This window comes from Pseudomonas kielensis, assembly GCF_030505375.1.
Lineage (GTDB): Bacteria > Pseudomonadota > Gammaproteobacteria > Pseudomonadales > Pseudomonadaceae > Aquipseudomonas > Aquipseudomonas kielensis.
The window spans coordinates 2,445,840-2,467,670 of the sequence record NZ_CP130043.1 but is presented as its reverse complement, the minus strand read 5'-3'; the positions used below and the strand labels follow the sequence as shown (position 1 = coordinate 2,467,670).

Annotated in this window: 20 protein-coding genes, 1 other RNA gene and 3 pseudogenes; 11 read left to right on the top strand and 13 right to left on the bottom strand. The window is 62.4% G+C overall.

Annotation, left to right across the window (positions count from 1 at the left end; all coding sequences use genetic code 11):
• Window positions 1-90 precede the first annotated feature (90 nt).
• The 6 genes and pseudogenes from Q1W70_RS11425 to Q1W70_RS11400 form a co-directional block, all read right to left on the bottom strand.
• Complete coding sequence (locus Q1W70_RS11425) at window positions 91-1,092, bottom strand: extracellular solute-binding protein (protein WP_166589206.1); 1,002 nt, start codon at window positions 1,090-1,092, stop codon at window positions 91-93.
• 131 nt (window positions 1,093-1,223) lie between these two features.
• Window positions 1,224-2,442, bottom strand: a pseudogene (locus tag Q1W70_RS11420) (2-octaprenyl-3-methyl-6-methoxy-1,4-benzoquinol hydroxylase).
• A gap of 9 nt (window positions 2,443-2,451) precedes the next feature.
• A complete protein-coding gene (locus tag Q1W70_RS11415) occupies window positions 2,452-2,937 on the bottom strand; it encodes a DUF4442 domain-containing protein (protein ID WP_166589207.1) in 486 nt (161 codons plus the stop codon).
• Window positions 2,930-4,117, bottom strand: coding sequence for a 2-octaprenyl-6-methoxyphenyl hydroxylase (gene ubiH / locus Q1W70_RS11410; RefSeq protein ID WP_182342810.1), 1,188 nt, complete (start codon window positions 4,115-4,117; stop codon window positions 2,930-2,932). Before ubiH ends, Q1W70_RS11415 begins: the two co-directional genes overlap by 8 nt.
• On the bottom strand, window positions 4,114-5,448 hold the full coding sequence (pepP, locus tag Q1W70_RS11405; protein ID WP_166589209.1) for a Xaa-Pro aminopeptidase: 1,335 nt from the start codon (window positions 5,446-5,448) through the stop codon (window positions 4,114-4,116). Before pepP ends, ubiH begins: the two co-directional genes overlap by 4 nt.
• Before the next feature lie 20 nt (window positions 5,449-5,468).
• Window positions 5,469-6,026: a YecA/YgfB family protein gene (locus Q1W70_RS11400; protein WP_166589210.1), complete on the bottom strand. Its 558-nt coding sequence runs from the start codon at window positions 6,024-6,026 to the stop codon at window positions 5,469-5,471.
• Between the two features lie 128 nt (window positions 6,027-6,154).
• Here Q1W70_RS11400 and Q1W70_RS11395 point away from each other — a divergent pair, with 128 nt between their 5' ends.
• From Q1W70_RS11395 to Q1W70_RS11380, 4 genes are all read left to right on the top strand, one after another.
• Window positions 6,155-6,364, top strand: a complete 210-nt coding sequence (locus Q1W70_RS11395; RefSeq protein ID WP_166589211.1) for a TIGR02449 family protein — start codon at window positions 6,155-6,157, stop codon at window positions 6,362-6,364.
• Window positions 6,361-6,678 carry a cell division protein ZapA gene (locus tag Q1W70_RS11390; protein ID WP_095164733.1) on the top strand — a complete coding sequence of 106 codons (318 nt, stop codon included), beginning with the start codon at window positions 6,361-6,363 and terminating at the stop codon, window positions 6,676-6,678. The genes Q1W70_RS11395 and Q1W70_RS11390 overlap by 4 nt, the downstream gene beginning before the upstream one ends.
• Window positions 6,679-6,708: 30 nt before the next feature.
• Window positions 6,709-6,887, top strand: a non-coding RNA gene (gene ssrS / locus Q1W70_RS11385) — 6S RNA.
• 87 nt (window positions 6,888-6,974) lie between these two features.
• Window positions 6,975-7,604 (top strand): 5-formyltetrahydrofolate cyclo-ligase, encoded by a 630-nt coding sequence (locus Q1W70_RS11380; protein WP_166589337.1) that lies wholly within the window; start codon window positions 6,975-6,977, stop codon window positions 7,602-7,604.
• A 3-nt stretch (window positions 7,605-7,607) separates the two neighbouring features.
• Here the strand turns inward: Q1W70_RS11380 and Q1W70_RS11375 are convergent, their stop codons facing one another.
• Complete coding sequence (locus Q1W70_RS11375; protein WP_166589212.1) at window positions 7,608-7,754, bottom strand: hypothetical protein; 147 nt, start codon at window positions 7,752-7,754, stop codon at window positions 7,608-7,610.
• A gap of 198 nt (window positions 7,755-7,952) precedes the next feature.
• Between Q1W70_RS11375 and Q1W70_RS11370 the strand changes: the two genes are divergently transcribed.
• From Q1W70_RS11370 to Q1W70_RS11355, 4 genes are all read left to right on the top strand, one after another.
• Window positions 7,953-8,402 carry an EVE domain-containing protein gene (locus Q1W70_RS11370; protein ID WP_166589213.1) on the top strand — a complete coding sequence of 150 codons (450 nt, stop codon included), beginning with the start codon at window positions 7,953-7,955 and terminating at the stop codon, window positions 8,400-8,402.
• A gap of 140 nt (window positions 8,403-8,542) precedes the next feature.
• On the top strand, window positions 8,543-9,508 hold the full coding sequence (locus tag Q1W70_RS11365; protein WP_166589214.1) for an HlyD family secretion protein: 966 nt from the start codon (window positions 8,543-8,545) through the stop codon (window positions 9,506-9,508).
• Window positions 9,505-12,225, top strand: a complete 2,721-nt coding sequence (rbbA, locus tag Q1W70_RS11360; protein WP_182342816.1) for a ribosome-associated ATPase/putative transporter RbbA — start codon at window positions 9,505-9,507, stop codon at window positions 12,223-12,225. Before Q1W70_RS11365 ends, rbbA begins: the two co-directional genes overlap by 4 nt.
• Window positions 12,225-13,343: an ABC transporter permease gene (locus Q1W70_RS11355; protein ID WP_166589216.1), complete on the top strand. Its 1,119-nt coding sequence runs from the start codon at window positions 12,225-12,227 to the stop codon at window positions 13,341-13,343. The genes rbbA and Q1W70_RS11355 overlap by 1 nt, the downstream gene beginning before the upstream one ends.
• A 190-nt stretch (window positions 13,344-13,533) precedes the next feature.
• Here Q1W70_RS11355 and Q1W70_RS11350 read toward each other — a convergent pair whose 3' ends face one another.
• A complete protein-coding gene (locus Q1W70_RS11350; protein ID WP_166589217.1) occupies window positions 13,534-13,941 on the bottom strand; it encodes a flagellar basal body-associated protein FliL in 408 nt (135 codons plus the stop codon).
• Between the two features lie 158 nt (window positions 13,942-14,099).
• On the opposite strand from Q1W70_RS11350, the gene Q1W70_RS11345 reads away from it, so the two are divergent.
• Complete coding sequence (locus Q1W70_RS11345) at window positions 14,100-15,077, top strand: NADPH:quinone oxidoreductase family protein (protein WP_166589218.1); 978 nt, start codon at window positions 14,100-14,102, stop codon at window positions 15,075-15,077.
• Window positions 15,078-15,126: 49 nt separating this feature from the next.
• On the opposite strand, the gene Q1W70_RS11340 is transcribed toward Q1W70_RS11345, so the two are convergent.
• Complete coding sequence (locus tag Q1W70_RS11340) at window positions 15,127-15,735, bottom strand: energy transducer TonB (RefSeq protein ID WP_166589219.1); 609 nt, start codon at window positions 15,733-15,735, stop codon at window positions 15,127-15,129.
• Between the two features lie 324 nt (window positions 15,736-16,059).
• Between Q1W70_RS11340 and glpT the strand changes: the two are divergent.
• A pseudogene (gene glpT / locus Q1W70_RS11335) lies at window positions 16,060-16,224 on the top strand (glycerol-3-phosphate transporter); the annotation flags it as partial.
• Window positions 16,225-16,256: 32 nt separating this feature from the next.
• Here glpT and Q1W70_RS11330 read toward each other — a convergent pair.
• Entirely contained in the window at window positions 16,257-16,925 is a 669-nt protein-coding gene (locus Q1W70_RS11330) for a gamma-glutamylcyclotransferase (RefSeq protein ID WP_166589221.1), read from the bottom strand.
• A 331-nt stretch (window positions 16,926-17,256) separates the two neighbouring features.
• Here Q1W70_RS11330 and Q1W70_RS11325 point away from each other — a divergent pair, with 331 nt between their 5' ends.
• Window positions 17,257-17,736: a sn-glycerol-3-phosphate transporter gene (locus tag Q1W70_RS11325; protein ID WP_166589222.1), complete on the top strand. Its 480-nt coding sequence runs from the start codon at window positions 17,257-17,259 to the stop codon at window positions 17,734-17,736.
• A gap of 93 nt (window positions 17,737-17,829) precedes the next feature.
• On the opposite strand, the gene Q1W70_RS11320 is transcribed toward Q1W70_RS11325, so the two are convergent.
• The 3 genes and pseudogenes from Q1W70_RS11320 to rho form a co-directional block, all read right to left on the bottom strand.
• Window positions 17,830-18,798, bottom strand: coding sequence for a CDP-6-deoxy-delta-3,4-glucoseen reductase (locus Q1W70_RS11320; protein ID WP_166589223.1), 969 nt, complete (start codon window positions 18,796-18,798; stop codon window positions 17,830-17,832).
• Window positions 18,798-20,264, bottom strand: a complete 1,467-nt coding sequence (ubiD, locus tag Q1W70_RS11315; protein WP_166589224.1) for a 4-hydroxy-3-polyprenylbenzoate decarboxylase — start codon at window positions 20,262-20,264, stop codon at window positions 18,798-18,800. Before ubiD ends, Q1W70_RS11320 begins: the two co-directional genes overlap by 1 nt.
• 140 nt (window positions 20,265-20,404) lie before the next feature.
• A pseudogene (gene rho / locus Q1W70_RS11310) lies at window positions 20,405-21,665 on the bottom strand (transcription termination factor Rho).
• Window positions 21,666-21,831: the final 166 nt, after the last annotated feature.

The window sequence follows — 21,831 nt, the reverse complement described above, 5'->3', positions numbered from 1 at the left end:
TCGATGTTGACTAGGACACCGCCATCGCGAGCAAGCTCGCTCCCACAAGGGGCCAACGCTCACAATTGGCCGAGTGTTGGCCCTCTTGACTCAGTTCCAGCCAGCGCGGTCCATCAGGCGAATGGCTTCGGCCTGACGCAGGCCAGCCACTTCGACTGGCAGGGTGTCCGGGATGAACTTGCCCCAGGCCTCGACTTCAGCCGACGGCTTGACGCTCGGGTTGGCTGGGAACTCCTGGTTGACGTCGGCGAAGATCTTCTGGGCTTCGGCGGTGGTCATCCACTCCACCAGGGCCTTGGCGGCTTCCGGGTGCGGTGCATGTTTGGTCAGGCCAATGCCCGACAGGTTGACGTGCACGCCACGGTCGGCCTGGTTCGGCCAGAACAGTTTGACCGGCAGTTCCGGCTTCTGCTTGTGCAGGCGGCCATAGTAGTAGGTGTTGACGATGCCGACATCGCACTGGCCGGCGGCGATGGCTTCAAGCACGGCGGTGTCATCGGAGAACACATCGGTGGCGAGGTTGTTGACCCAGCCCTTGATGATTTCCTCGGTCTTGGCAGCGCCGTGGGTTTCGATCAGGGTCGCGGTCAACGACTGGTTATAGACCTTCTTCGCCGTGCGCAGGCACAGGCGGCCTTCCCACTTCTTGTCGGCCAGGGCTTCGTAGGTGGTCATTTCCTCAGGCTTGACCCGCTCGGTGGAGTAGGCCAGCGTCCGTGCGCGCAGGCTCAGGCCAGTCCAGGCGTGGGACGCGGCGCGGTATTGCAGGGGAATGTTGGTGTCGATCACCTTCGAGGTGAACGGCTGCAGGATACCCATCTGCTCGGCCTGCCAGAGGTTGCCGGCGTCGACGGTCAACAGCAGGTCGGCGGTGGCGTTCTCACCTTCGGCCTTGATGCGCTGCATCAGCGGCGCTTCCTTGTCGGTGATGAACTTCACTTTGACACCGGTTTTCTCGGTGTAGGCATCGAAGACCGGCTTGATCAGCTCATCGATACGCGAGGAGTAGACCACGACTTCATCGGCGGCCTGCGCCGTGGTGCCAATCAGGGTCAGGGCGATGGCGGTCAGTAGACGCTTCGGTGCCAACATGGGAGCGGTCTCTCGATATCAGAAAGGAAGACAAATGATAAGGAGTCACATTTGCCTTCTCAACCGATCCCTCAGTGGAGGAGTTACCAGATGTTGCATGGCCGCGAAGGCGCCAGCCCCACCCCCTTGCTTCAAGGCTTGGCCAACTCCGGCAGATCACCGCTCAAGCCCAGCGCCTGACGCACGAACAGCGCCTTGGCCTCGGGCATCTGGTCGACCAGCTTCAAACCAGTATTGCGCAACCAGCGCACGGGCAACGGATCGGCCTGGAACAAGCGCTCAAAGCCTTCCATCGCCGCCATCAACGCCAGGTTGTGGGGCATGCGCCGGCGTTCGTAGCGGCTCAGCACCTTCACATCCGCCAACCGTTCGCCCCGTGCCGCGGCTTGCAGCAGCACTTCGGCCAGCACCGCGGCATCGAGGAAACCGAGGTTCACCCCCTGCCCGGCCAACGGGTGAATGGTGTGCGCGGCGTCACCGATCAGCGCCAGGCCTTCGGCGACGTAACGCTTGGCGTGGCGCTGGCGCAGAGGCACACAAAGACGCGGGTCGGCGCTGAGCACCTGGCCCAGGCGCCCTTCGAAAGCGCGTTCCAGCTCGGCACAGAAAGCCTGCTCGTCCAGCGCCATCAGGCGCTCGGCTTCGCTGGGAGTGGTCGACCAGACGATCGAGCACCAATCCTGCTGGCCGTCGCGCGCAAGGGGCAGGAACGCCAACGGGCCGTGATCGGTAAAACGCTGCCAGGCCGTCATCTGGTGTGGCCGGGAGACTGCGCACGCTGGTGACGATGGCGTGGTGCAGATAATCCCATTCCCGGGTCGCCACCCCGGTCAAGCGCCGCACGGCCGAGTTGGCGCCATCGGCGGCGATCACCAAGGGGGCGCGCAAGGTCCGGCCGTCGGCCAGGGTCAGCAGCCAGTCGTCGCCGGAGCGTCGCATCTGTTCCAGACGCGCATTGGCCAGCAGGCCCAGGTCGCAATCGTGCAGGCGATCGAGCAGCGCATCCTGCACCACCCGATTCTCGACGATATGCCCCAGGACCTCAGCGTGCACGCTGGCGGCGGAGAAATGAATCTGCCCAGTGCCGCTGCCGTCCCACACCTGCATGTCGCAGTAGGGGCTGCTGCGGCGGCGCTGTACACCGTCCCACACGCCCAGGCGCTCGAGGATGCGCTGGCTGGCGGCCGACAAGGCACTGACGCGCGGCTCGAAGGCCGATTGCCCATCGAAGGGTTTGACACTCATCGGGCTGCCATCGAGCAGCAGGACTTCCAGGCCACTGTTCTGGAGGGCCAGCGCCAAGGCACTGCCGACCATTCCGGCCCCGACAATCAGCAGATCTGCGCGCATTTCCATGCTTTAAGCCTGTCTCGCTTGCGGCTTGAGCCGCACGTAAAGGGTTTTTTCGACCCGGGCGACCAAGGTGCCAGCGCCGTCGTGAATATCGACCCGCATCTGCGGCAGGTATTTCTCGCCATTGGCCGTCTGCTCGCGGATCTCGTCGAGCAAGCCCTGGTCGATGCTGAAACGGGCGAACACCGGGCCTTTGCCAGGCGAGATGAAATCGATGTCGGCGGACTTGTCCCAGACAATGTAATTGCGCCCCAGGTTCTCCATCAGCATCAACATGAAAAACGGGTCGACCATCGAGTACAGGCTGCCCCCAAACTGGGTGCCCACGTAATTGCGGTTGTACCAGTGCAACCCCATGCACACCTGCACCTGGCGAAAGTCATCGCTGATATGGCGTACCCGTACGCCCGCGCCGAGGTACGGCGGGTAGAACCCCATGAACCAACGCAGCAACCGCGCCTTGCCCAGCCGCCGGGTCAACCACTTAACCATCGGCCCGGGTTCCCAGCCCCATGGCCTGGCGAGCGAACCAGCGCTTGGCCGGCGGCAGCAGATCGAGCCCCAGCAAGCCGAGGTTGCGGCCCAGGGATACCAATGGCTGAGTGCTGCCAAACAAGCGGGTGACCTGGTCGGAGAAACCTACGGTGAGGCTCTGGTCCAGGCGCTGGCGCTCGCGATAGGCCTGCAAGGTGGCGAAGTCGCCGGCCGGCTGGTCACTGGCAAGCAAGGCTTCGGCCAGGGCCTGGGCGTCGCGCAGCGACAGGTTGAAGCCCTGCCCGGCAATCGGATGCAGGCTATGGGCGGCGTTACCGAGCACCGCCAGGTGCGGGCGTACCTGCTCCTCGGCCTCGATCAGCGACAACGGATACAGGTGCCGCGCCCCCACTTGCTTGAGCGTGCCCAGGCGATAGCCGAACACGCCCTGCAATTCACTGAGGAAGCTGCGTTCATCCAGCTGCGCCAGGCGTTGCGCGTCCATGCCCAGGCGGGTCCAGACCAGTGCACAGCGATTTTCCGGCAGCGGCAACAGGGCCATCGGGCCGTCATCGGTGAACCGTTCGAACGCCATGCCATTGTGGGATTCGCTGGGCGTGATGTTGGCGATCAGCGCGCTCTGGTGGTAGGGACGCTTCTTGACGCCGATCCCCAACTGCTCTCGCAACCCCGAGCGGCCGCCGTCGGCCAGCACCGCGAGGTCGCACTCAAGGCTGGTTTCATCGTTAAGGGTCAGGCGATAGCCGTCCACCAGGGGTTCCATGCGCGTGACCTCGGCCGGGCAGCGCCAGGTGATCACGTCCTTGTCCAGGCCCTGCCACAGGCATTGGCCGAGCCAGGCGTTTTCCACCACGTAACCGAGTGCCGGAACGCCCTCTTCCATGGCGGACAGGCGGGCGGTGGAAAAGCGTCCGCGGTCGGAGACGTGAATCTGCTTGATCGGCTCGGCCCGCCGGGAGATCTCCTGCCACAGGCCCAGGCGCTGGTAAATCTGCCGGGCACCGAAGGACAACGCCGAGGAACGCGCGTCGTAGCTGGGCTGGTAGCTGTCGCCGGGGGCGAAGGGTTCGATCAGCACAATCTTCCAGCCACGGGCCTTGGCCCCGGCCTGCAGGGCCAACGCCAGGCTGGCGCCCACCAGCCCGCCACCGATGATCGCCAGGTTGACCCGGCTCATGCTGCCTGGGCTCGTGCCGCGGCCATCAAGGCCTCGATTTCGGCGACTGTCTTGGGTACGCCACGGGTCAGGATTTCACAGCCTTGCTTGGTTACCACCACGTCATCCTCGATGCGCACGCCAATGCCGCGCCATTTCTTCGCCACCTGCAGATTGTCCGGAGCAATGTAGATGCCCGGCTCGACGGTCAAGGCCATGCCGACTTCCAGCACCCGCCATTCACCGCCCACCTTGTACTCACCCACGTCATGCACATCCATGCCCAGCCAATGGCCGGCGCGGTGCATGTAGAACGCCTTGTAGGCTTCGCTGGCGATCAACTCGTCAACGTCGCCCTGCAACAGGCCCAAGTGCACCAGGCCGGCGGTAATCACCTGGACCGTCGCCTCGTGGGCCTGGTTCCAGTGCTTGTTCGGTGCGATCTGGGCAAAGGCCGCTTCCTGGGCGGCCAGCACCAGTTCGTAGATCGCCTTCTGCTCCGCAGTGAACGTGCCGTTGACCGGCCAGGTGCGGGTGATGTCGCTGGCATAGCAGTCGATTTCACACCCGGCGTCGATCAATACCAGGTCACCGTCCTTGAGCAACGCGTCGTTCTGCTGGTAATGCAGGATGCAGCTGTTGCGCCCGGCCGCGACGATCGACCCGTAGGCCGGCATTTTCGCCCCGCCCTTGCGGAACTCGTAATCCAGCTCCGCTTCCAGGCTGAATTCATGCAGCCCGGCACGGCTGGCCTGCATCGCACGAATATGGGCCTGGGCGGAAATCCGCGCGGCCTCGCGCATGACCTTCACTTCTGCCGCCGATTTATACAGGCGCATGTCATGCAGCAGATGATCCAGGGCAACGAATTCGTTCGGCGGCTGGGCACCCAGGTGCGCCTTGGAGCGGATCACGTTGATCCAGTCCATCAAATGCCGGTCGAACTCCGGATTACTGCCCATGGCCGAGTAAACCCGGTCGCGGCCTTCGATCAGGCCCGGCAGGATGTCGTCGATGTCGGTGATCGGAAAGGCGTCGTCGGCCCCGAAGTCGCGAATCGCGCCTTCCTGGCCGGCGCGCAGGCCATCCCACAACTCACGTTCGGCGTTGCGTTCACGGCAAAACAGCAGGTACTCGCCATGCTCGCGGCCAGGCATCAGCACGATGACTGCCTGCGGCTCGGGGAAACCACTGAGGTACTGGAAGTCGCTGTCCTGGCGATACACGTGCTCAACGTCACGGTTGCGGATCGCCACGGCGGCGGCCGGCAGGATTGCGATGCTGTTGGGTTCCATCTGCGCCATCAGCGCCTTGCGCCGGCGCGCGTATTCCGACTTCGGGATATGGATCATGGGCAGATGGGGATCCTTTCTTAGTGCAGCGACGGCTTGGGTGCAGCCGGCTCAACCGGTTTTTTGGTCTCGGCGAACAGCAGGAGCGGCGCAACGCGCAGGTATTCCATCACTTCCATGTAGTCGCTTTCACCGTCTTCGGACTCTTCCAGGGCGTCTTGCACCTGGGAGATGGCCGCGAGGTCCTGCAGCACTTCCCGGGCATCGATGCTCAGGTCCAGGCCGGAGGCGTTGACGCCGAAGCCGTGGAGAAAGCCCTGGCACCATTGGCCCAGTGCCGCGGCGCGTTCGGTAAGCGGTGCGTCGTCGGAGGGCAGCAGCAGGACTACGGTGACTTCGTCACCCGTCAACTCGCCCTTGACCATTTCCTGCAGGCCGATCAGCGCGTTGCGTACGTTCTCGGCAGGCTCGGTTTCCAGCAGCTCGGCGACGTCAGCCAGCCAGTTGTCGGCGTCAAAGCCGACACCGGTGCAACTGCGGCCCAGCAGCACGCCGTGAAGCTCGGCAGGAGAGCAAGGATGGCCGCTGGTGCTCAGCAGGGTGGCAAAGGCGTTATACGGGGAATTCTGATTGGTCATGGGTAGCTAGGCGCCAAGCGGCGCTATGTCTAGAATGAAGGCCTTGTATCCTACATCGACAGACTCGCCAAGACTATTAAAGGCTGTCCGCCCGTTACCGCCCATCAGACAAAAAACCGTGGAACGCTATGGAAGACACCGACCTGCAAGCGCTGATGGCCAGACTCGAACTGCTAATTACCCGGGTCGAGCAACTTAAGGGCCAAAACGGACTCTTATTAGCTCAGGAAAAGACCTGGCGCGAGGAACGCGCGCACCTCATTGAAAAAAATGACATCGCCCGGCGTAAGGTCGAATCGATGATTTCGCGCCTCAAGGCCCTGGAGCAAGACTCATGAGTTCAAGCAATAGCGTAACCGTGCAGATCCTCGACAAAGAGTATTCGATCATCTGCCCCCAGGAAGAGCGCAGCAACCTGGTGAGCGCCGCCCGTTACCTGGATGGCAAGATGCGCGAAATCCGCAGCAGCGGAAAAGTCATCGGTGCCGACCGCATTGCCGTGATGGCCGCCTTGAACATCACCCACGACCTGCTGCACAGCCAGGAGCGACCGGACGTGCAGGCCAGCGGCTCGACTCGCGAGCAGGTGCGCGACCTGCTCGATCGCGTGGATCTGGTGCTGGCCACCGATCCGGATGTCAGCAAAGGCTGATTCCTTGGGGTGGTTGCGGTATACTCGCGCCACTCCCTGGGGTGCTTGCCAGTTGACGATGTCCCTGAGCCGATTCGCACTACCCTGGAGGTTGCACGTTGGGCTGGTGTGCATGTCCGCTAGACGGAAAGCCTGAAAGCCTACTGCATCTTCCACCTTGAACTTTCGGGTTCAAGGGCTAAGTCAGCAGCGGTTCATCCGGGGAGCCTGATTCAAGCCGATGCCAGCCCACGCTGGCATCGGCTTTATTACGCGAGCACCGTGCTGGTGCCTCGCCACTCGAACAGCCCATGACGATGACCGAACCTGCGCCGCTTTCTCGCCCGCAACTTCGACGCAAGCTGCGCCAGGCCCGCCGCGCACTGACCGGCAGCCAGCAACGCCAGGCCGCCCATGGGCTGTATCGGCAACTGGCGCAACACGCGCTGTTCCGCCGTGCCAGACACCTCTCCCTGTACCTGCCCACCGACGGTGAAATCGATCCGCGCCTGCTGCTGCGTGCGGCACAGCGCCGGGGCAAGGCGACCTACCTGCCGGTGCTCAGCGCCTGGCCACGCACCAAGATGGTATTCCAGCGCATTCGCCCGGGCGAAAAGCTGCGGCCCAATCGTTTCCGCATTCTCGAACCACGAGCCAACCCGGCACGCCAGCGCAAGATCTGGACCCTGGACCTGGTGCTGCTGCCATTGGTCGGCTTTGATCAGGAAGGTGGACGCCTGGGCATGGGCGGCGGCTTTTATGACCGCAGCCTGGCTTACCTGGCGCGGCGCCAGAGCTGGCGCAAGCCGACGTTGCTGGGCCTGGCCCATGAATGTCAGAAAGTCGAAAGACTGGATCAGGCGAGCTGGGATGTACCGTTGCAAGGAACGGTGACGGACCGCCAGTGGTACGTGGCGGATCCGCTGGCAGCGACGCCTATTGCGTGAAAATCAGCGCTTGAAGGGTTGAATCTGTTGCGCGAGCTCGATCGGAGCATCGGTTTTATTCGCCCACAGGCTCTGCGCGTAGCCGGTGGTCACCACACCCAAACCGAACACTATGACCAGAATCCAGAGTAAATCCGGTTTGCGTTTCATCGATTGCCCCCCTCAAGGCATTCCACACACGATGTCAGCAGCGGTGTCCATTTCAGGCCGTGCTTGCCGCGTCTTGCTTAAAAGTCCGGCATTTTGCGGTAACGTGAGGCGACACGCAAACGCTGGCGTCAACCGACCGTCGGTTTGTCATGTATTTGCCGGAACCCTTTTCCGCCCCCCTCTTCTGGAGCAAAAAAGATGGCCTATTGGCTGATGAAATCCGAGCCCGACGAGCTCTCGATCAAGGGCCTGGAAAAGCTTGGGAAAGCCCGCTGGGACGGGGTTCGCAACTATCAGGCGCGTAACTTCCTGCGGGCCATGGCGGTGGGTGACGCGTTCTTTTTCTATCACTCCAGCTGCCCGGAGCCGGGCATTGCCGGAATCGGCCAGATCATCGAGGCCGCCTACCCGGACCCCACGGCCCTCGACCCGCAAAGCCACTACCACGACCCCAAGGCCAGCGCCGAAAAAAACCCCTGGAGCGCGATCGACGTCGCGCACGTGGAAACCTTCGCCAAGGTCCTCAAGCTCGATTACCTCAAGCAGCAAACGGCATTGGCAGAAATGCCCCTGGTGCAAAAAGGCAGCCGGCTGTCGGTGATGCCGGTCACTGCCGAGCAATGGGCGGCAGTGCTCGCCTTGCGCTGAGCAACAGAACCCGACGGTCACGCCTGCCGCGGATGCATAAGCCCCCGGTACGGGTTAGGCTGGCGTTTCATTTGACGAGCATCAAGTCGCCACTGCGCTGAAGCCGTCAAACTAGGGCGCTACAGTTGCAGGATGCACTCATGTCGACGAACCATCGCTCATCCCGTCTATTTGCCGTTTCGTTAATGGTCCTGCTGGTCGCCGCCGGCGGTTTCGGCTATTGGAAATCCCTGAGCGACCGCCTGCCCGAAGGCATGAGCATGGGCAATGGCCGGCTTGAAGCCACCGAAGTGCAGATTGCCAGCAAGCTCCCCGGACGCCTCGCCGACGTAAATGTCGACGAGGGCGACAAGGTGCTCAAGGGCCAGTTACTGGCGCGCATGGACACCCGCACGCTGGAGGCGCAGCGCAACCAGGCCGAGGCCGAAGTGCTGCGCGCCCGACAAAACTACGCGGCGGCCGAGGCCAATCTGCAGTTGCGCCACAGTGAACTGCTGCTGGCCAGCCAGGAAATCAAGCGCTCACGGGAACTGTTCAATCGCGGATACGCCAGCCAGCAGATTATCGACCAGCAACAGGCCCGCCTGAATACCGGCAATGCCGCGGTCCAGGCCGCCAATGCCCAGGTCGCGGCGGCGCAGGCGGCGATCGGCGCAGCCCAGGCGCAAGTCGCCCAACTGGACAGTGAGATCGAAGACAGCAGCCTGCGGGCGCCGATTGACGGGGTGATCCAGCTGCGCCTGGCAGAACCGGGCGAAGTACTCGGCGCCGGCGGCCGGGTGCTGCTGCTGATCGACCCGAGCGATCAGTACATGAACCTCTATCTGCCGGCCTCGGTCACCGGACGCCTGACCGTCGGTGCCGAGGCGCGCATCCTGCTCGACGCCCTGCCCGACCGGCCATTGCCGGCCAGAATCAGTTTTGTGGCGGCTAAGTCGCAGTTCACCCCCAAGGAAGTGGAAACCCGTGACGAGCGGCAAAAGCTGGTGTTCCGGGTCAAACTCAAACTGACTGAACCGGCCGCCGTGCCCGAGGCCAAACCAGGGATGCCGGGTGCCGGTTATGTGCGCACGGCGACGGTGGACTGGCCGGCCAACCTGCAATGAGCGCCCTGGCGCTGCAGGCCAGCGGCCTGTGCCATGCCTACGGTGCACAACAGGCACTGATCGACATTGCCTTCAGCCTGCCCGGCGGCACACGCTGCGGCCTGATCGGCCCCGATGGTGCGGGCAAGTCCAGCCTGCTGGGGCTGATTGCCGGGGTGAAGAAGCTGCAACAGGGCGACCTGCAGGTGCTGGGGGGCTCTATCGACCAGCGCCGCCATCGCAACAGCCTGTACCCGCGCATCGCCTTCATGCCCCAGGGCCTGGGCGGCAACCTGTACCCGGACCTGTCGATCAACGAGAACATCCGCTTCTTCGCCACCCTGTTCGGCCTGTCGAAGGACGAATGCGAGCAACGCATGCACAGCCTGTTGCTGGCCACCGACCTGGCACGGTTTGCCGAGCGGCCGGCGGGCAAGCTGTCTGGCGGGATGAAACAGAAGCTCGGCCTGTGCTGCGCGCTGATCCACGAGCCGGATTTGCTGATCCTCGATGAGCCGACCACCGGCGTCGACCCGCTTTCCCGCCGGCACTTCTGGGAGTTGGTAGAGGATGTCCGCCGCCAGCGTCCACAACTGACCCTGCTGGTCGCCACCGCTTACATGGAAGAGGCCGAACAGTTCGAGCACTGCCTGATGCTCGACGCCGGCAAGCTGATCGCCGATGGCCTGAGCCGCGACCTGGCGGCCGTGACCCCCAGCGGCAAACTGGACGATGCCTTCACCTACTTTCAAGGTGACCACAAACGCAGCAGCCAACCCCTGGTCATTCCACCGCGCGCCCCCGACAACCAAGACATCGCCATCCAGGCCCACGAACTGACCCTGCGCTTCGGCGACTTCACGGCCGTGGACAAGGTCAGCTTCGCCATCGGCCGTGGCGAGATTTTCGGCTTCCTCGGCTCCAATGGCTGCGGCAAGACCACCACCATGAAGGTCCTCACCGGCCTGATGCCGGCCAGCGAAGGCAGCGCCACGCTGCTGGGCAGACCGGTGGACGCCAAGGACCTGGCCACGCGCAAGCGGGTCGGGTTCATGTCCCAGAGCTTCTCGCTCTACGGCGAACTCAGCGTGCGCCAGAACTTGGAGCTGCACGCCCGTCTGTTCGACTTGCCCAAGGCCCAGAGCGCGACGCGTATCGAGGAACTGATCCAACGCTTCGACCTGGGCAGCATTGCCGGGCAACAGTCGGGGGCACTGCCGCTGGGCTTGCGGCAGCGCTTGTCACTGGCGGTCGCGGTGCTGCATCGCCCGGAAGTGCTGATCCTCGACGAGCCGACTTCCGGCGTCGACCCGGCGGCCCGGGATGATTTCTGGCGGCTGCTGATCGAGCTGTCCCGCGAGCAAGGAGTGACGATCTTCCTGTCGACCCACTTCATGAACGAAGCCCAGCGCTGTGACCGTATTTCGCTGATGCACGCTGGCAAGGTCCTGGCCTGCGACACCCCGGCGGCACTGCAACAGCAGTTTGCCGGCGACACCCTGGAAGACGCCTTCGTGCGCTGCCTGCAAGACGCCCAGGACGCCAGCCCGGCAGCGCCGCCTCCCGCTGCGGTCAGCGCCGCGACAGGCCCTGCACCGATGGGCGGCAGCGCATTCAGCCTGCGCCGGCTGATCGCCGTGGCCAGCCGCGAGGGCAAGGAGTTGCTGCGCGACAAGGTGCGCCTGGCCTTCGCCCTCGCCGGGGCCCTGTTCATGATGGTGATCTTTGGCTACGGCATCTCCCTGGACGTCGAGAAACTGGCTTTCGCCGTCTACGACCAGGACCAGACCCCGCAAAGCCGCGCCTACCTCGAAGCGTTTCGCGGCTCGCGCTACTTCGCCGAGCAAGCGCCCATCCAGGACGCCCGGCAATTGCACCAGCGCCTGCAACGCTCGGAGATCAAGCTCGCACTGGAGATCCCCCCAGGCTTCGGCCGCGATCTGTACGCCGGCCGCCAACCGGCCGTGGCCGCCTGGCTCGACGGCGGCATGCCGTTTCGCGCCGAGACCAGCCGCAACTACGTCCAGGCGGTGCACCAGGCCAACCTCGAGCAACTGGCCGCGCAAAGCAGCCCGGCGCTCAACCAACGCCCGGCGGCCAGGCTGGAAACGCGCTTTCGCTACAACCAGGACGTGGTGAGCGTGAACGCCATCGGCCCAGGCGTCATGGCGCTGATCCTGGCGTTCATTCCGGCCATGCTCACCGCACTGGGCATCGTCCGGGAAAAAGAGCTGGGCTCGATCACCAACTTCTATGCCACGCCACTGACCCGCCTGGAGTTCCTGCTGGGCAAACAGGCGCCATACCTGGCCGTGAGCCTGGTCAACCTGGGTTTGCTGGTGGCGATGAACCGCTGGCTGTTCGATGTGCCGTTCAAAGGCAGCGGCCTGACCCTGGCCTTCGGTGGCCTGCTCTATGTACTGGCGACCACCAGCATGGGCCTGCTGATTTCGGCGTTCACCCGTACCCAGATCGCCGCCATCCTCGGCACCATGATTATCACCAGCCTGCCGACCATCCAGTTCTCCGGCCTGATCGTGCCGCGGTCTTCGCTCGAAGGCGCTGCGGCGCTGATGGGGCAGTTGTTCCCGGCCGGCTACTTCCTCGATATCGCCGTCGGCACCTTTACCAAGGCCCTGGATGTGCGCCAATTGTGGCCACAGTTTTTGGCCCTGTTCGGGTTTTTCCTCGGATTCACCGGGTTGAGCCTGATCATGCTCAAGAAGCAGGAGGTCTGATGCACAAGCTCTCGCACATCCTGCGCCTGGGGCTCAAGGAGCTCACCAGCCTGCGCCACGACAGCGTCCTGCTGCTGTTCTTGCTGTACGCCTTCAGCGTGGCGATCTACATGCCCGCCGCCGGCTCGGTGATTGGCGTCAACAACGCCAGCGTGGCCTTCGTCGACGAAGACCACAGCCAGCTCTCACGCCAGCTCGCCGACGCCCTGCAACCGCCGCAGTTCCAGCCCGCCGTACCCTTGCCGTACGACCAGCTGGACAAGGTCATGGACCGCGGCCAGTACACCTTTGTGATCAACGTGCCGGCCAACTTCCAGGCCGACCTGCTGGCAGGGCGCTCGCCGACCGTGCAGGTCAACGTCGACGCCACCGCCATGAGCCAGGCGTTCATGGGGGCTGGCTACATCGGGCGGATCTTCCAGCGCGAACTGCTCAACTACGGCGGGCAGGCGGACACGGCCAGCCAGGCACCGGCCCTGCTGACCACCCGCGCGCTGTTCAACACCAACCTGGAGGGTGGCTGGTTCCTGGCGGTGATCCAGATCGTCAACAACATCACCATCCTCGCCATCATCCTGACCGGCACCGCGCTGCTGCGCGAGCGCGAACACGGCACCCTCGACCATTTGCTGGTGCTGCCGCTGACGGCGCTGGAAATCATGCTGGCGAAAATCGGCAGCAATATGCTGGTGGTGGTGCTGTGCACCTGGGTGTCACTGGAGGTGGTGGTCAAAGGGCTGTTGGGGGTTCCGCTGGCAGGCTCCCTGGGACTGTTCCTGCTGGTGACGGCGCTGTATCTGTTCGCCAGCACGGCGCTGGGGATTTTTCTCGCAACCCTGGCCCGCTCGACGCCGCAGTTCGGCCTGCTGGCGATTCCGGTGATCATTCCGATGTTGCTGCTCTCGGGCGGGAGCACCCCGCTGGACAGCATGCCGCAATGGCTGCAGTGGGTCATGCAGGGCTCGCCCTCCACCCACTTCGTCAGCCTCAGTGCCGCGATCCTGTTCCGCGATGCCGCACTCGACGTCGTCTGGCCCGACGTGCTGGCACTGGCCGTGATCGGCCTGGTGTTCTTTGCGATTGCCCTGGCCCGGTTTCGCAAGAGCCTGACGTCCTGACAGACCGCCATCGCGAGCCCGCTCGCTCCCACGCAGGTTTGGTGGTTGTATGCAAAATCTGCGAACACCCAGAATCCCTGTGGGAGCGAGCTTGCTCGCGACGGGGGCGGTGCATTCACCATCGATGGCGCTCGATGCACCGCTATCGCGAGCAGGCCGCAAGCGGGCACTCGCTCCTACAGATCCAGCATTACTGGATGATCAGGTTGTTGAACAACAGATCGTCCACCATCGGCTTGCCGGTTTCGTCGTTCATCACTTGCTGGGTCTGCTTCAGGGCTTCCTGGCGCAGCTTTTCCTTGGCTTCGACGTTGTTCATGGTCTCGGTCGTCTGCTGGCCGAACAGCGCCACCAGTTGGTTACGAATCAACGGTTCATTGGCCTTGACCGCCTTGGCGGCTTCCTCGCCCGTGACCCGCAGCGCCACATCGGCTTTATAGACCTTGAGCCTGGTCGTGCCATCCAGGCCGTAATTGCCCACGAACGGCGGGCTCAGGCTGATGTAGCTGACCTTCGGCGCTTCGCCCTCTTTGGCTTCTTCGGCCTGCACTGCCACAGGCAGCGACAGGGCCAGCATCAACATGATCCACGCTTTCACACTTCGCTCCTTATCCGGTTTGCGGCCTAGCATAACCATCCACCCCCATGCGCCCAAGCGCAAAGCTTATGGGCGGCTATCAGGGTGGGGCATGCTCGTTGACCCCTTGACTCACCCACCTACACTTATCGGCCATCACTCCCAAAGGAATAGCCCTGATGAAAGCCGTGCTGTGCAAAGCCTTCGGCCCTGCCGAATCGCTGGTGCTGGAAGAAGTCGCCAGTCCTGTCGCCAAGAAGAACGAAATCCTCCTGCAAGTGCACGCCGCCGGGGTCAACTTTCCGGACACGCTGATCATCGAGGGCAAATACCAGTTCAAGCCACCCTTCCCGTTTTCCCCGGGCGGGGAAGCGGCCGGAGTGGTCAGCGCGGTGGGCGAAAAGGTCAGCCACCTCAAGGTTGGCGACCGGGTCATGGCGCTGACCGGCTGGGGCAGCTTTGCCGAGGAGGTCGCGGTGCCGGGCTACAACGTGCTGCCGATCCCGCCGTCCATGGACTTCAACACCGCCGCCGCCTTCAGCATGACCTACGGCACTTCGATGCACGCGCTCAAACAACGCGGCCACCTGCAGCCGGGGGAAACCCTGCTGGTGCTGGGTGCATCCGGCGGTGTGGGCCTGGCTGCCGTGGAAATCGGCAAGGCCATGGGTGCCCGGGTCATCGCCGCGGCCAGCAGCGCCGAGAAGCTGGCGGTGGCCAAGGCGGCCGGCGCCGATGAACTGATCAACTACAGCGAAACCAGCCTCAAGGACGAAATCAAGCGCCTGACCGACGGCCAGGGCGCCGACGTGATCTACGACCCGGTCGGCGGCGACCTGTTCGACCAGGCCATCCGGTCCATCGCCTGGAACGGCCGCCTGCTGGTGGTCGGTTTCGCCAGCGGGCGCATCCCCGAATTGCCGGTGAACCTCGCCCTGCTCAAGGGCGCTGCCGTGGTCGGCGTGTTCTGGGGCTCGTTCGCCCAACGCCAACCGCAGGACAACGCGGCGAACTTCCAGCAACTGTTCGGCTGGTTTGCCGAAGGCAAACTCAAGCCGCTGGTGTCGCAGGTCTATCCTTTGGCCAACGCGGCCCAGGCCATCAATGATCTGGGCCAGCGCAAGGCGGTGGGCAAGGTGGTGGTGCAGGTTCGCTGAGTCGATGGCGTGCTCTGCACAGCTGACAACGCTGCGCAGTGCCCGCCGGCTAAAGCACCTTGCGAATCTCCTCCGGCAGAAACCGCACGAACCTCGATGCGGGGTAGTCCAGGCAGCGCCTGGCGATCATGTGCGCTTGCTTGTTCAGCCTGGCGATCATGGCCAGGCGCTCTTGTGTCGTCCATTGATGCTGGAAAAAGCCACTCGACAGATACGCCCGGGTGTATCGGAACGCGGCGAGGTCGACCCACTGGTAATCGGCGGTACGGGCGAAATCCGGGTTGATCTCTCGGCATTTCACCTCTTTGAGCCATTGGTTGAGGCCGGTCGGGTCATCCAGATGGAACTGCATCGGCGCGATGATTTCCAGTTCAGCCGGCTTCTCCTTGCTCACCGTCCAGGGCTTGAAGCGCCACTGCTCGATCGCTTTTTTACTGACCGCGCTCAGATCCGGGTGAACGCTTTGGAGAATCCTGACCCGGTCCACCGAACCATCGGCCTGCACCGTAAAACCAACCCGTACCTCACCGCTGATCCCCGCCCTATGCAACGCCCGGGGATAAACCGGTTTGGGCGTGTCCTCTGGAATCAGGAACAACTCCCCGGCCAAAACGTCACTCGAAATACACCAGATCAAAAGCAAACCCAACCAACGCATGTCACCCTCCGCGATTTCCGTGCCAGCGTTGGCACCTGCGCAAAAGGTTACGGCGAAGGGTTCTGAGGCCCCATCCCCCGACTTCCGACCGACTCGCAGGAAGTCTCCCAAATCATTGCTGTTTTTTACCAGGCGACCGCCGGCGTTCAGCTCCGGAGAAATCTCCTACACCGCCCTTCAGTTATATCTGAGCGACATGTTCATAAAAGAACACGCGACTTTGTTCGTTTGCGACTGTTTTGCGGATGAGATGCAGTGCTATTTTCGGTAACGAAACTGTAACATTCGCATCCGCAGTCAAAACAAGAAATTTGGAGCTCTTGAATGTTTGCTTTTTTTCGCCCTGCCGCCCATCAGGCCCCCTTGCCTGAAGAAGACGTTGACAGCACTTACCGGCGCTTGCGCTGGCAGATTTTCGCCGGGATTTTCATTGGCTATGCAGGCTACTACCTGCTGCGCAAAAACTTCTCCCTGGCCATGGCATTCCTGGCGCCCACCCTGCGCCACAAGCAAATCGCCAGTCAGGGCCGCGAAGCTATCGCCTGATCCCTGGATGAGCCGCAACGCTTGAGCCGCGCCTCCAGATTCCGGTCTGGCATGGCGTGGCTACGCAGGGCGCTGACGGTCTGCTCAACATATTCGCGCGTGCTGCCGTAGCGTCCGCTGGCACTTTCAAAGACCTGGCTGAGCACATGGTCCGGCAAGTTGCCGGCATAGCTGGGCAGGTGCCGCTCCAGGACAAAACCCAATGCCTGAACCTTGCTGCCATCTTCCAGACGGCAATTGAGCCAGTGCGGACGGTACGAAGGGACCGGCATTTCGCGTTGCCACAAGGCGTACAACGACGCTTCCAGTTTCTCCTCGGGCAAGCGGTAGGCAAAACCACTGCAGGAACCGCCGCGATCCAGACCAAACACCAGCCCTGGCAACTCCGGCGTGCCCCGGTGTTCGTGGGACCACAGGTACAGACCACGATGGTAGCCATGCACGCGACCGCGCACCCGCTCGACGGCGGTGCACTCGGGACGCCAGATCAACGAGCCATAGGCGAACAACCAGACCGGCCCACCTTTGTGCAGGGCCATGGTGGAGTGCATCGAGTGCAACAGCTGCTCGCGCGTCAATTGCGCACCCAGATCAAGTCGCGGAGGGTAAGCCAGATCGAGAATGTCGGATTCAATGGCTGTCATGATAAAAACGATCGCCCCCACACATGTTGCAAGATGTAATTAACTTTAGCTCAACTGAAGGTAAAACTGTAAATACAACGCGCAAAGCACTAAGAACTCAGCACTTTCCCGAACAACAAAGTTAAATATTGGCGGGTATATAGCCTAACGCCATTTGGAAGTGATCTTAAATACCGTTATGAGCTAACCATAAGCGATTCGAGCCAATGCTCGCGCTGCCCATAACACGACCTTTGCCACGCCCCCGGCAACGTGTTCAGCCTGGTTACAGGAGCGACCCGGTATAAAGGCCTGCTGCCGTGCAAGTCCAACCGCACCCAGGGAGCGAACGATGAACACAACCTGGATCTGCCTGCTTCTGGCATTCACTCAAACTGCCCTGGCGTGGGGGCAGGAAGTCCCGCAACCCACGGGCCAAGGGCCGTGGTACCTGCAAACCAGTGTGTATACCCGACACTTCTCCCCCGACCCCGAGCACAATAATCACCAGCAGTTGATTGGCCTGGAGTACCACGACACTTCTGGCTGGCTGTTGGGTGGGGCAACCTTTCTCAATTCATTCGACCAGCGGGCTTATTACGCCTACGGCGGTCGACGTTATGCCAGTGCGGACTATCCCCTTTATGTAAAGCTCACGGGCGGATTACTGGAGGGCTATCACGGCAAGTACCAGAACAAAATCCCGCTCAATCGCTACGGCATTGCACCGGTCGTCATCCCATCGCTTGGAACCTATTACGGACCGGTCGCCGCCGAGCTGATTCTGCTCGGTTTCAACGCGGCGATGGTGACCACGGGGGTGCGGTTTTAGACGGGGGGATTGTGGGGAAGACCTTGATCCGCGATTGCGGATCAAGGTCGAGGATCAAGAGCGAGGATCAAGATAGAGGCTCAAGAGCGTGGCTCAAGAGCGAGGCGCGTATGCAAATACGTCGGCGCGCATTTGGTGGGCGTCCATGCCGGCTTCGACCAAGGCGTCCAACGTGCCATAGACCATCGCCGGCGAACCGCTGGCGTAGACATGCAGGGGCTTGAGGTCGGGGAAGTCCTGGCAGACCGCTTCATGCAACATGCCGCAACGCCCTTCCCAGCCACACAGGTCGCTGACCACCTGGTGCAGGAACAGGTTGGGCAACTTCAGCCACTCGTCCCAATGTTCCATCTGGTAGAAGTCTTCCGGGCGGCGCACGCCCCAGTACAGGTGCACCGGGTACTTGAAGCCCTTGGCCCGGCAGTGTTCCAGCAGGCTGTGGATCTGACCCATGCCGGTACCGGCCGCAATCAGCACCAGCGGCCCCTCCGGCAACTCAGCCAGGTGGGTATCGCCGAATGGCAGCTCGACCCTGGCCATGCGGTTGCGCTGCAACTGCTCGATCAGGCTCAGGGCACTGGCTTCGCGGGCCAGCACGTGGATTTCCAGGTCACGCCCCGAATGGGGCGCCGAGGCCAGGGAAAACGCCGACTTTTCACCGTTTTCCCGTTCGATCATCAGGTACTGGCCGGCGTGATAGCGCGGCGGCTTGCCTGCCGGCGCGCGCAAGCGTATCCGCCAGGTATCGCCACCCACGTCCACGCACTCAATCACCTGACACGACACGCTGCGCACCGGCAGTTCTCCCAACGCTAGGACGCCATCCCACAATACGATGCAGTCTTCCAGCGGCGCTGCTATGCAAGTGTAGAACTCGCCGTGGTCGCGCACCTCTGCGGCCTGCTCGACCCGGCCTTCGACCAGCAGCGCCGCGCACACGTGGCAATTGCCGTTGCGGCAGCTTTGTGGGCAGTCGTAGCCCAGGCGCCGCGCCCCATCGAGAATCCGCTCGCCGGGCAGTATCTCAAGCACTGCTCCGGACGGCTGCAAGGTTACACGCATCAATCTATTCCTAACTGATTCCAGATGGCATCGATCCGGCGCGTCACCGCCTCATCCTTGACGATAACCCGGCCCCACTCGCGGGTGGTTTCACCCGGCCATTTATGCGTGGCATCGAGCCCCATCTTCGAGCCCAGGCCGGAAACCGGCGAGGCGAAGTCCAGGTAGTCGATCGGCGTGTTGTCGATCATCACCGTATCGCGCTTGGGGTCCATGCGCGTGGTGATGGCCCAGATCACGTCGTTCCAGTCGCGGGCGTTGATATCGTCGTCAGTGACGATAACGAACTTGGTGTACATGAACTGTCGCAAAAACGACCAGACACCCAACATTACCCGCTTGGCGTGGCCCGGGTACTGCTTCTTCATGGTCACCACCGCCATACGGTACGAGCAACCTTCGGGCGGCAGGTAGAAGTCGGTGATCTCCGGGAACTGCTTTTGCAGGATCGGAACGAACACTTCATTGAGCGCCACGCCGAGAATCGCCGGCTCATCTGGCGGCCGGCCGGTGTAGGTGCTGTGGTAGATCGGCTTGATGCGGTGGGTGATGCGCTCGACCGTGAACACCGGGAAGCTGTCGACTTCGTTGTAATAGCCGGTGTGATCGCCATAGGGACCTTCGTCGGCCATTTCACCCGGATGGATCACGCCTTCGAGGATGATTTCAGCCGTGGCCGGTACTTGCAGGTCGTTGCCACGGCACTTCACCAGTTCGGTGCGGTTACCGCGCAGCAGCCCGGCGAACGCGTACTCGGACAGGCTGTCCGGCACGGGCGTCACCGCGCCGAGAATGGTCGCAGGGTCGGCCCCCAGGGCCACGGACACCGGGAACGGCTGGCCCGGGTGCTTCTCGCACCATTCGCGGTAGTCCAGCGCGCCGCCACGGTGGCTCAGCCAGCGCATGATGACCTTGTTGCGGCCAATCACTTGCTGGCGATAGATGCCCAGGTTCTGGCGGTCCTTGTTTGGCCCCTTGGTGACCGTCAGGCCCCAGGTGATGAGCGGGCCGACATCGCCCGGCCAGCAGGTCTGCACGGGCAGCATCGCCAGGTCGACGTCGTCGCCCTCGATGACCACTTCCTGGCACACCGCGTCCTTGACCACCTTGGGCGCCATGGCAATGATCTTGCGGAAGATCGGCAGCTTGGACCAGGCGTCCTTGAGCCCCTTCGGCGGCTCCGGCTCCTTGAGGAAGGCCAGCAGCTTGCCGATTTCGCGCAGTTCGCTGACCGCTTCGGCGCCCATGCCCAGGGCCACGCGCTCAGGCGTGCCAAACAGGTTGCCGAGCACCGGGATGTCGTAGCCGGTGGGGTTTTCGAACAGCAGCGCCGGCCCCTTGGCCCGCAGAGTGCGATCGCAAACCTCGGTCATTTCCAGCACAGGGGACACTGGAACCTGGATGCGCTTGAGTTCGCCGCGCTGTTCCAGGCCGCTGATAAAGTCGCGCAAGTCGCGATACTGCATGCGTTAGCCTCGCTTGGCCGTGGCGTTCGGGGGCATGAGTTTAGCGCCGAACCCGACGGTTCAAAATAGTGACAGCTCAGATCATGAAAAGTCAGATAGCAAAAAGCCGGGTTTCCCCGGCTCTTGCGGTCCCGCTCGACTTACTTGCGTTTCATCGACAGGAAGAACTCATCGTTGGTCTTGGTCTGTTTCAGCTTGTCGACCAGGAACTCGATGGCAGCCACTTCATCCATTGGATGCAGGAGCTTGCGCAGGATCCACATGCGCTGCAACTCGTCGTCGGCAGTCAGCAACTCTTCGCGGCGGGTGCCGGAACGGTTGATGTTGATCGCCGGGAAGACGCGTTTTTCAGCGATTTTGCGGTCCAGGGGCAGTTCCATGTTGCCGGTACCCTTGAACTCTTCGTAGATCACTTCGTCCATCTTCGAGCCGGTTTCAACCAGCGCGGTGGCGATGATGGTCAGCGAACCGCCTTCTTCGATGTTCCGTGCCGCGCCGAAGAAACGTTTTGGTTTCTCCAGGGCGTGGGCATCGACACCACCGGTCAGAACCTTGCCGGAGTCTCGGGATCACGGTGTTGTAGGCACGTGCCAGACGGGTGATGGAGTCGAGCAGGATGACCACGTCTTTCTTGTGTTCAACCAGGCGCTTGGCCTTCTCGATGACCATTTCGGCAACCTGCACGTGGCGGGTTGGCGGCTCGTCGAACGTCGAGGCAACCACTTCGCCGCGCACGGTGCGCTGCATTTCGGTTACTTCTTCCGGACGCTCGTCGATCAGCAGCACGATCAGATGAACTTCCGGGTTGTTACGGGCGATGTTCGCTGCGATGTTTTGCAGCATGATCGTCTTACCGGCTTTGGGCGGTGCAACGATCAGACCGCGCTGGCCTTTGCCGATCGGGGCGCACAGGTCGATGACACGACCGGTCAAGTCTTCGGTGGAACCGTTGCCGGCTTCCATCTTCATGCGCACGGTCGGGAACAGCGGGGTCAGGTTCTCGAAGAGAATCTTGTTCTTCGCGTTCTCCGGACGATCGAAGTTGATCGTGTCGACCTTGAGCAGTGCGAAGTAACGCTCGCCTTCCTTTGGAGGGCGGATCTTGCCAACGATGGTGTCACCGGTGCGCAAGTTGAAACGGCGGATCTGGCTCGGCGAGACGTAGATATCGTCTGGGCCGGCGAGATAGGAAGCGTCTGCAGAGCGCAGGAAGCCGAAGCCGTCCTGGAGGATCTCCAGCACGCCATCACCGGAGATTTCCTCGCCGCTTTTCGCGTGCTTTTTCAGCAGGGAGAAAATCACGTCCTGCTTGCGCGAACGGGCCATATTTTCTATGCCCATCTGTTCGGCCAATTCGAGCAGTTCGGTAATCGGCTTTTGCTTGAGTTCAGTCAGATTCATATAGGAATGACGTAATCATTTATGGAGGGGGGGGAAATTAAGCTTTTGGCTTAATGAGGCCGCGCCGCAGAGAAGGCGACAGGATCGCGTACTTATTCGAAAAGGAGTGCGTCGGCGACGGCTAGCAGGGGGCAATGGAGAAACCAGTGCGGGGCCGAATGTACCA

Bases quoted from the DNA above. Each gene is read 5' to 3' on its own strand.
- Q1W70_RS11415 (WP_166589207.1), bottom strand. From the start codon at position 2,937: ATGGTTAAGTGGTTGACCCGGCGGCTGGGCAAGGCGCGGTTGCTGCGT.
- Q1W70_RS11395 (WP_166589211.1), top strand. From the start codon at position 6,155: ATGGAAGACACCGACCTGCAAGCGCTGATGGCCAGACTCGAACTGCTA.
- Q1W70_RS11380 (WP_166589337.1), top strand. From the start codon at position 6,975: ATGACCGAACCTGCGCCGCTTTCTCGCCCGCAACTTCGACGCAAGCTG.
- Q1W70_RS11425 (WP_166589206.1), bottom strand. From the start codon at position 1,092: ATGTTGGCACCGAAGCGTCTACTGACCGCCATCGCCCTGACCCTGATT.
- Q1W70_RS11320 (WP_166589223.1), bottom strand. From the start codon at position 18,798: ATGCGTGTAACCTTGCAGCCGTCCGGAGCAGTGCTTGAGATACTGCCC.
- Q1W70_RS11370 (WP_166589213.1), top strand. From the start codon at position 7,953: ATGGCCTATTGGCTGATGAAATCCGAGCCCGACGAGCTCTCGATCAAG.
- Q1W70_RS11330 (WP_166589221.1), bottom strand. From the start codon at position 16,925: ATGACAGCCATTGAATCCGACATTCTCGATCTGGCTTACCCTCCGCGA.
- ubiD (WP_166589224.1), bottom strand. From the start codon at position 20,264: ATGCAGTATCGCGACTTGCGCGACTTTATCAGCGGCCTGGAACAGCGC.
- ubiH (WP_182342810.1), bottom strand. From the start codon at position 4,117: ATGAGCCGGGTCAACCTGGCGATCATCGGTGGCGGGCTGGTGGGCGCC.
- Q1W70_RS11355 (WP_166589216.1), top strand. From the start codon at position 12,225: ATGCACAAGCTCTCGCACATCCTGCGCCTGGGGCTCAAGGAGCTCACC.
- Q1W70_RS11365 (WP_166589214.1), top strand. From the start codon at position 8,543: ATGTCGACGAACCATCGCTCATCCCGTCTATTTGCCGTTTCGTTAATG.
- Q1W70_RS11375 (WP_166589212.1), bottom strand. From the start codon at position 7,754: ATGAAACGCAAACCGGATTTACTCTGGATTCTGGTCATAGTGTTCGGT.
- Q1W70_RS11400 (WP_166589210.1), bottom strand. From the start codon at position 6,026: ATGACCAATCAGAATTCCCCGTATAACGCCTTTGCCACCCTGCTGAGC.
- Q1W70_RS11325 (WP_166589222.1), top strand. From the start codon at position 17,257: ATGAACACAACCTGGATCTGCCTGCTTCTGGCATTCACTCAAACTGCC.
- Q1W70_RS11340 (WP_166589219.1), bottom strand. From the start codon at position 15,735: ATGCGTTGGTTGGGTTTGCTTTTGATCTGGTGTATTTCGAGTGACGTT.
- rbbA (WP_182342816.1), top strand. From the start codon at position 9,505: ATGAGCGCCCTGGCGCTGCAGGCCAGCGGCCTGTGCCATGCCTACGGT.
- pepP (WP_166589209.1), bottom strand. From the start codon at position 5,448: ATGATCCATATCCCGAAGTCGGAATACGCGCGCCGGCGCAAGGCGCTG.
- Q1W70_RS11345 (WP_166589218.1), top strand. From the start codon at position 14,100: ATGAAAGCCGTGCTGTGCAAAGCCTTCGGCCCTGCCGAATCGCTGGTG.
- Q1W70_RS11390 (WP_095164733.1), top strand. From the start codon at position 6,361: ATGAGTTCAAGCAATAGCGTAACCGTGCAGATCCTCGACAAAGAGTAT.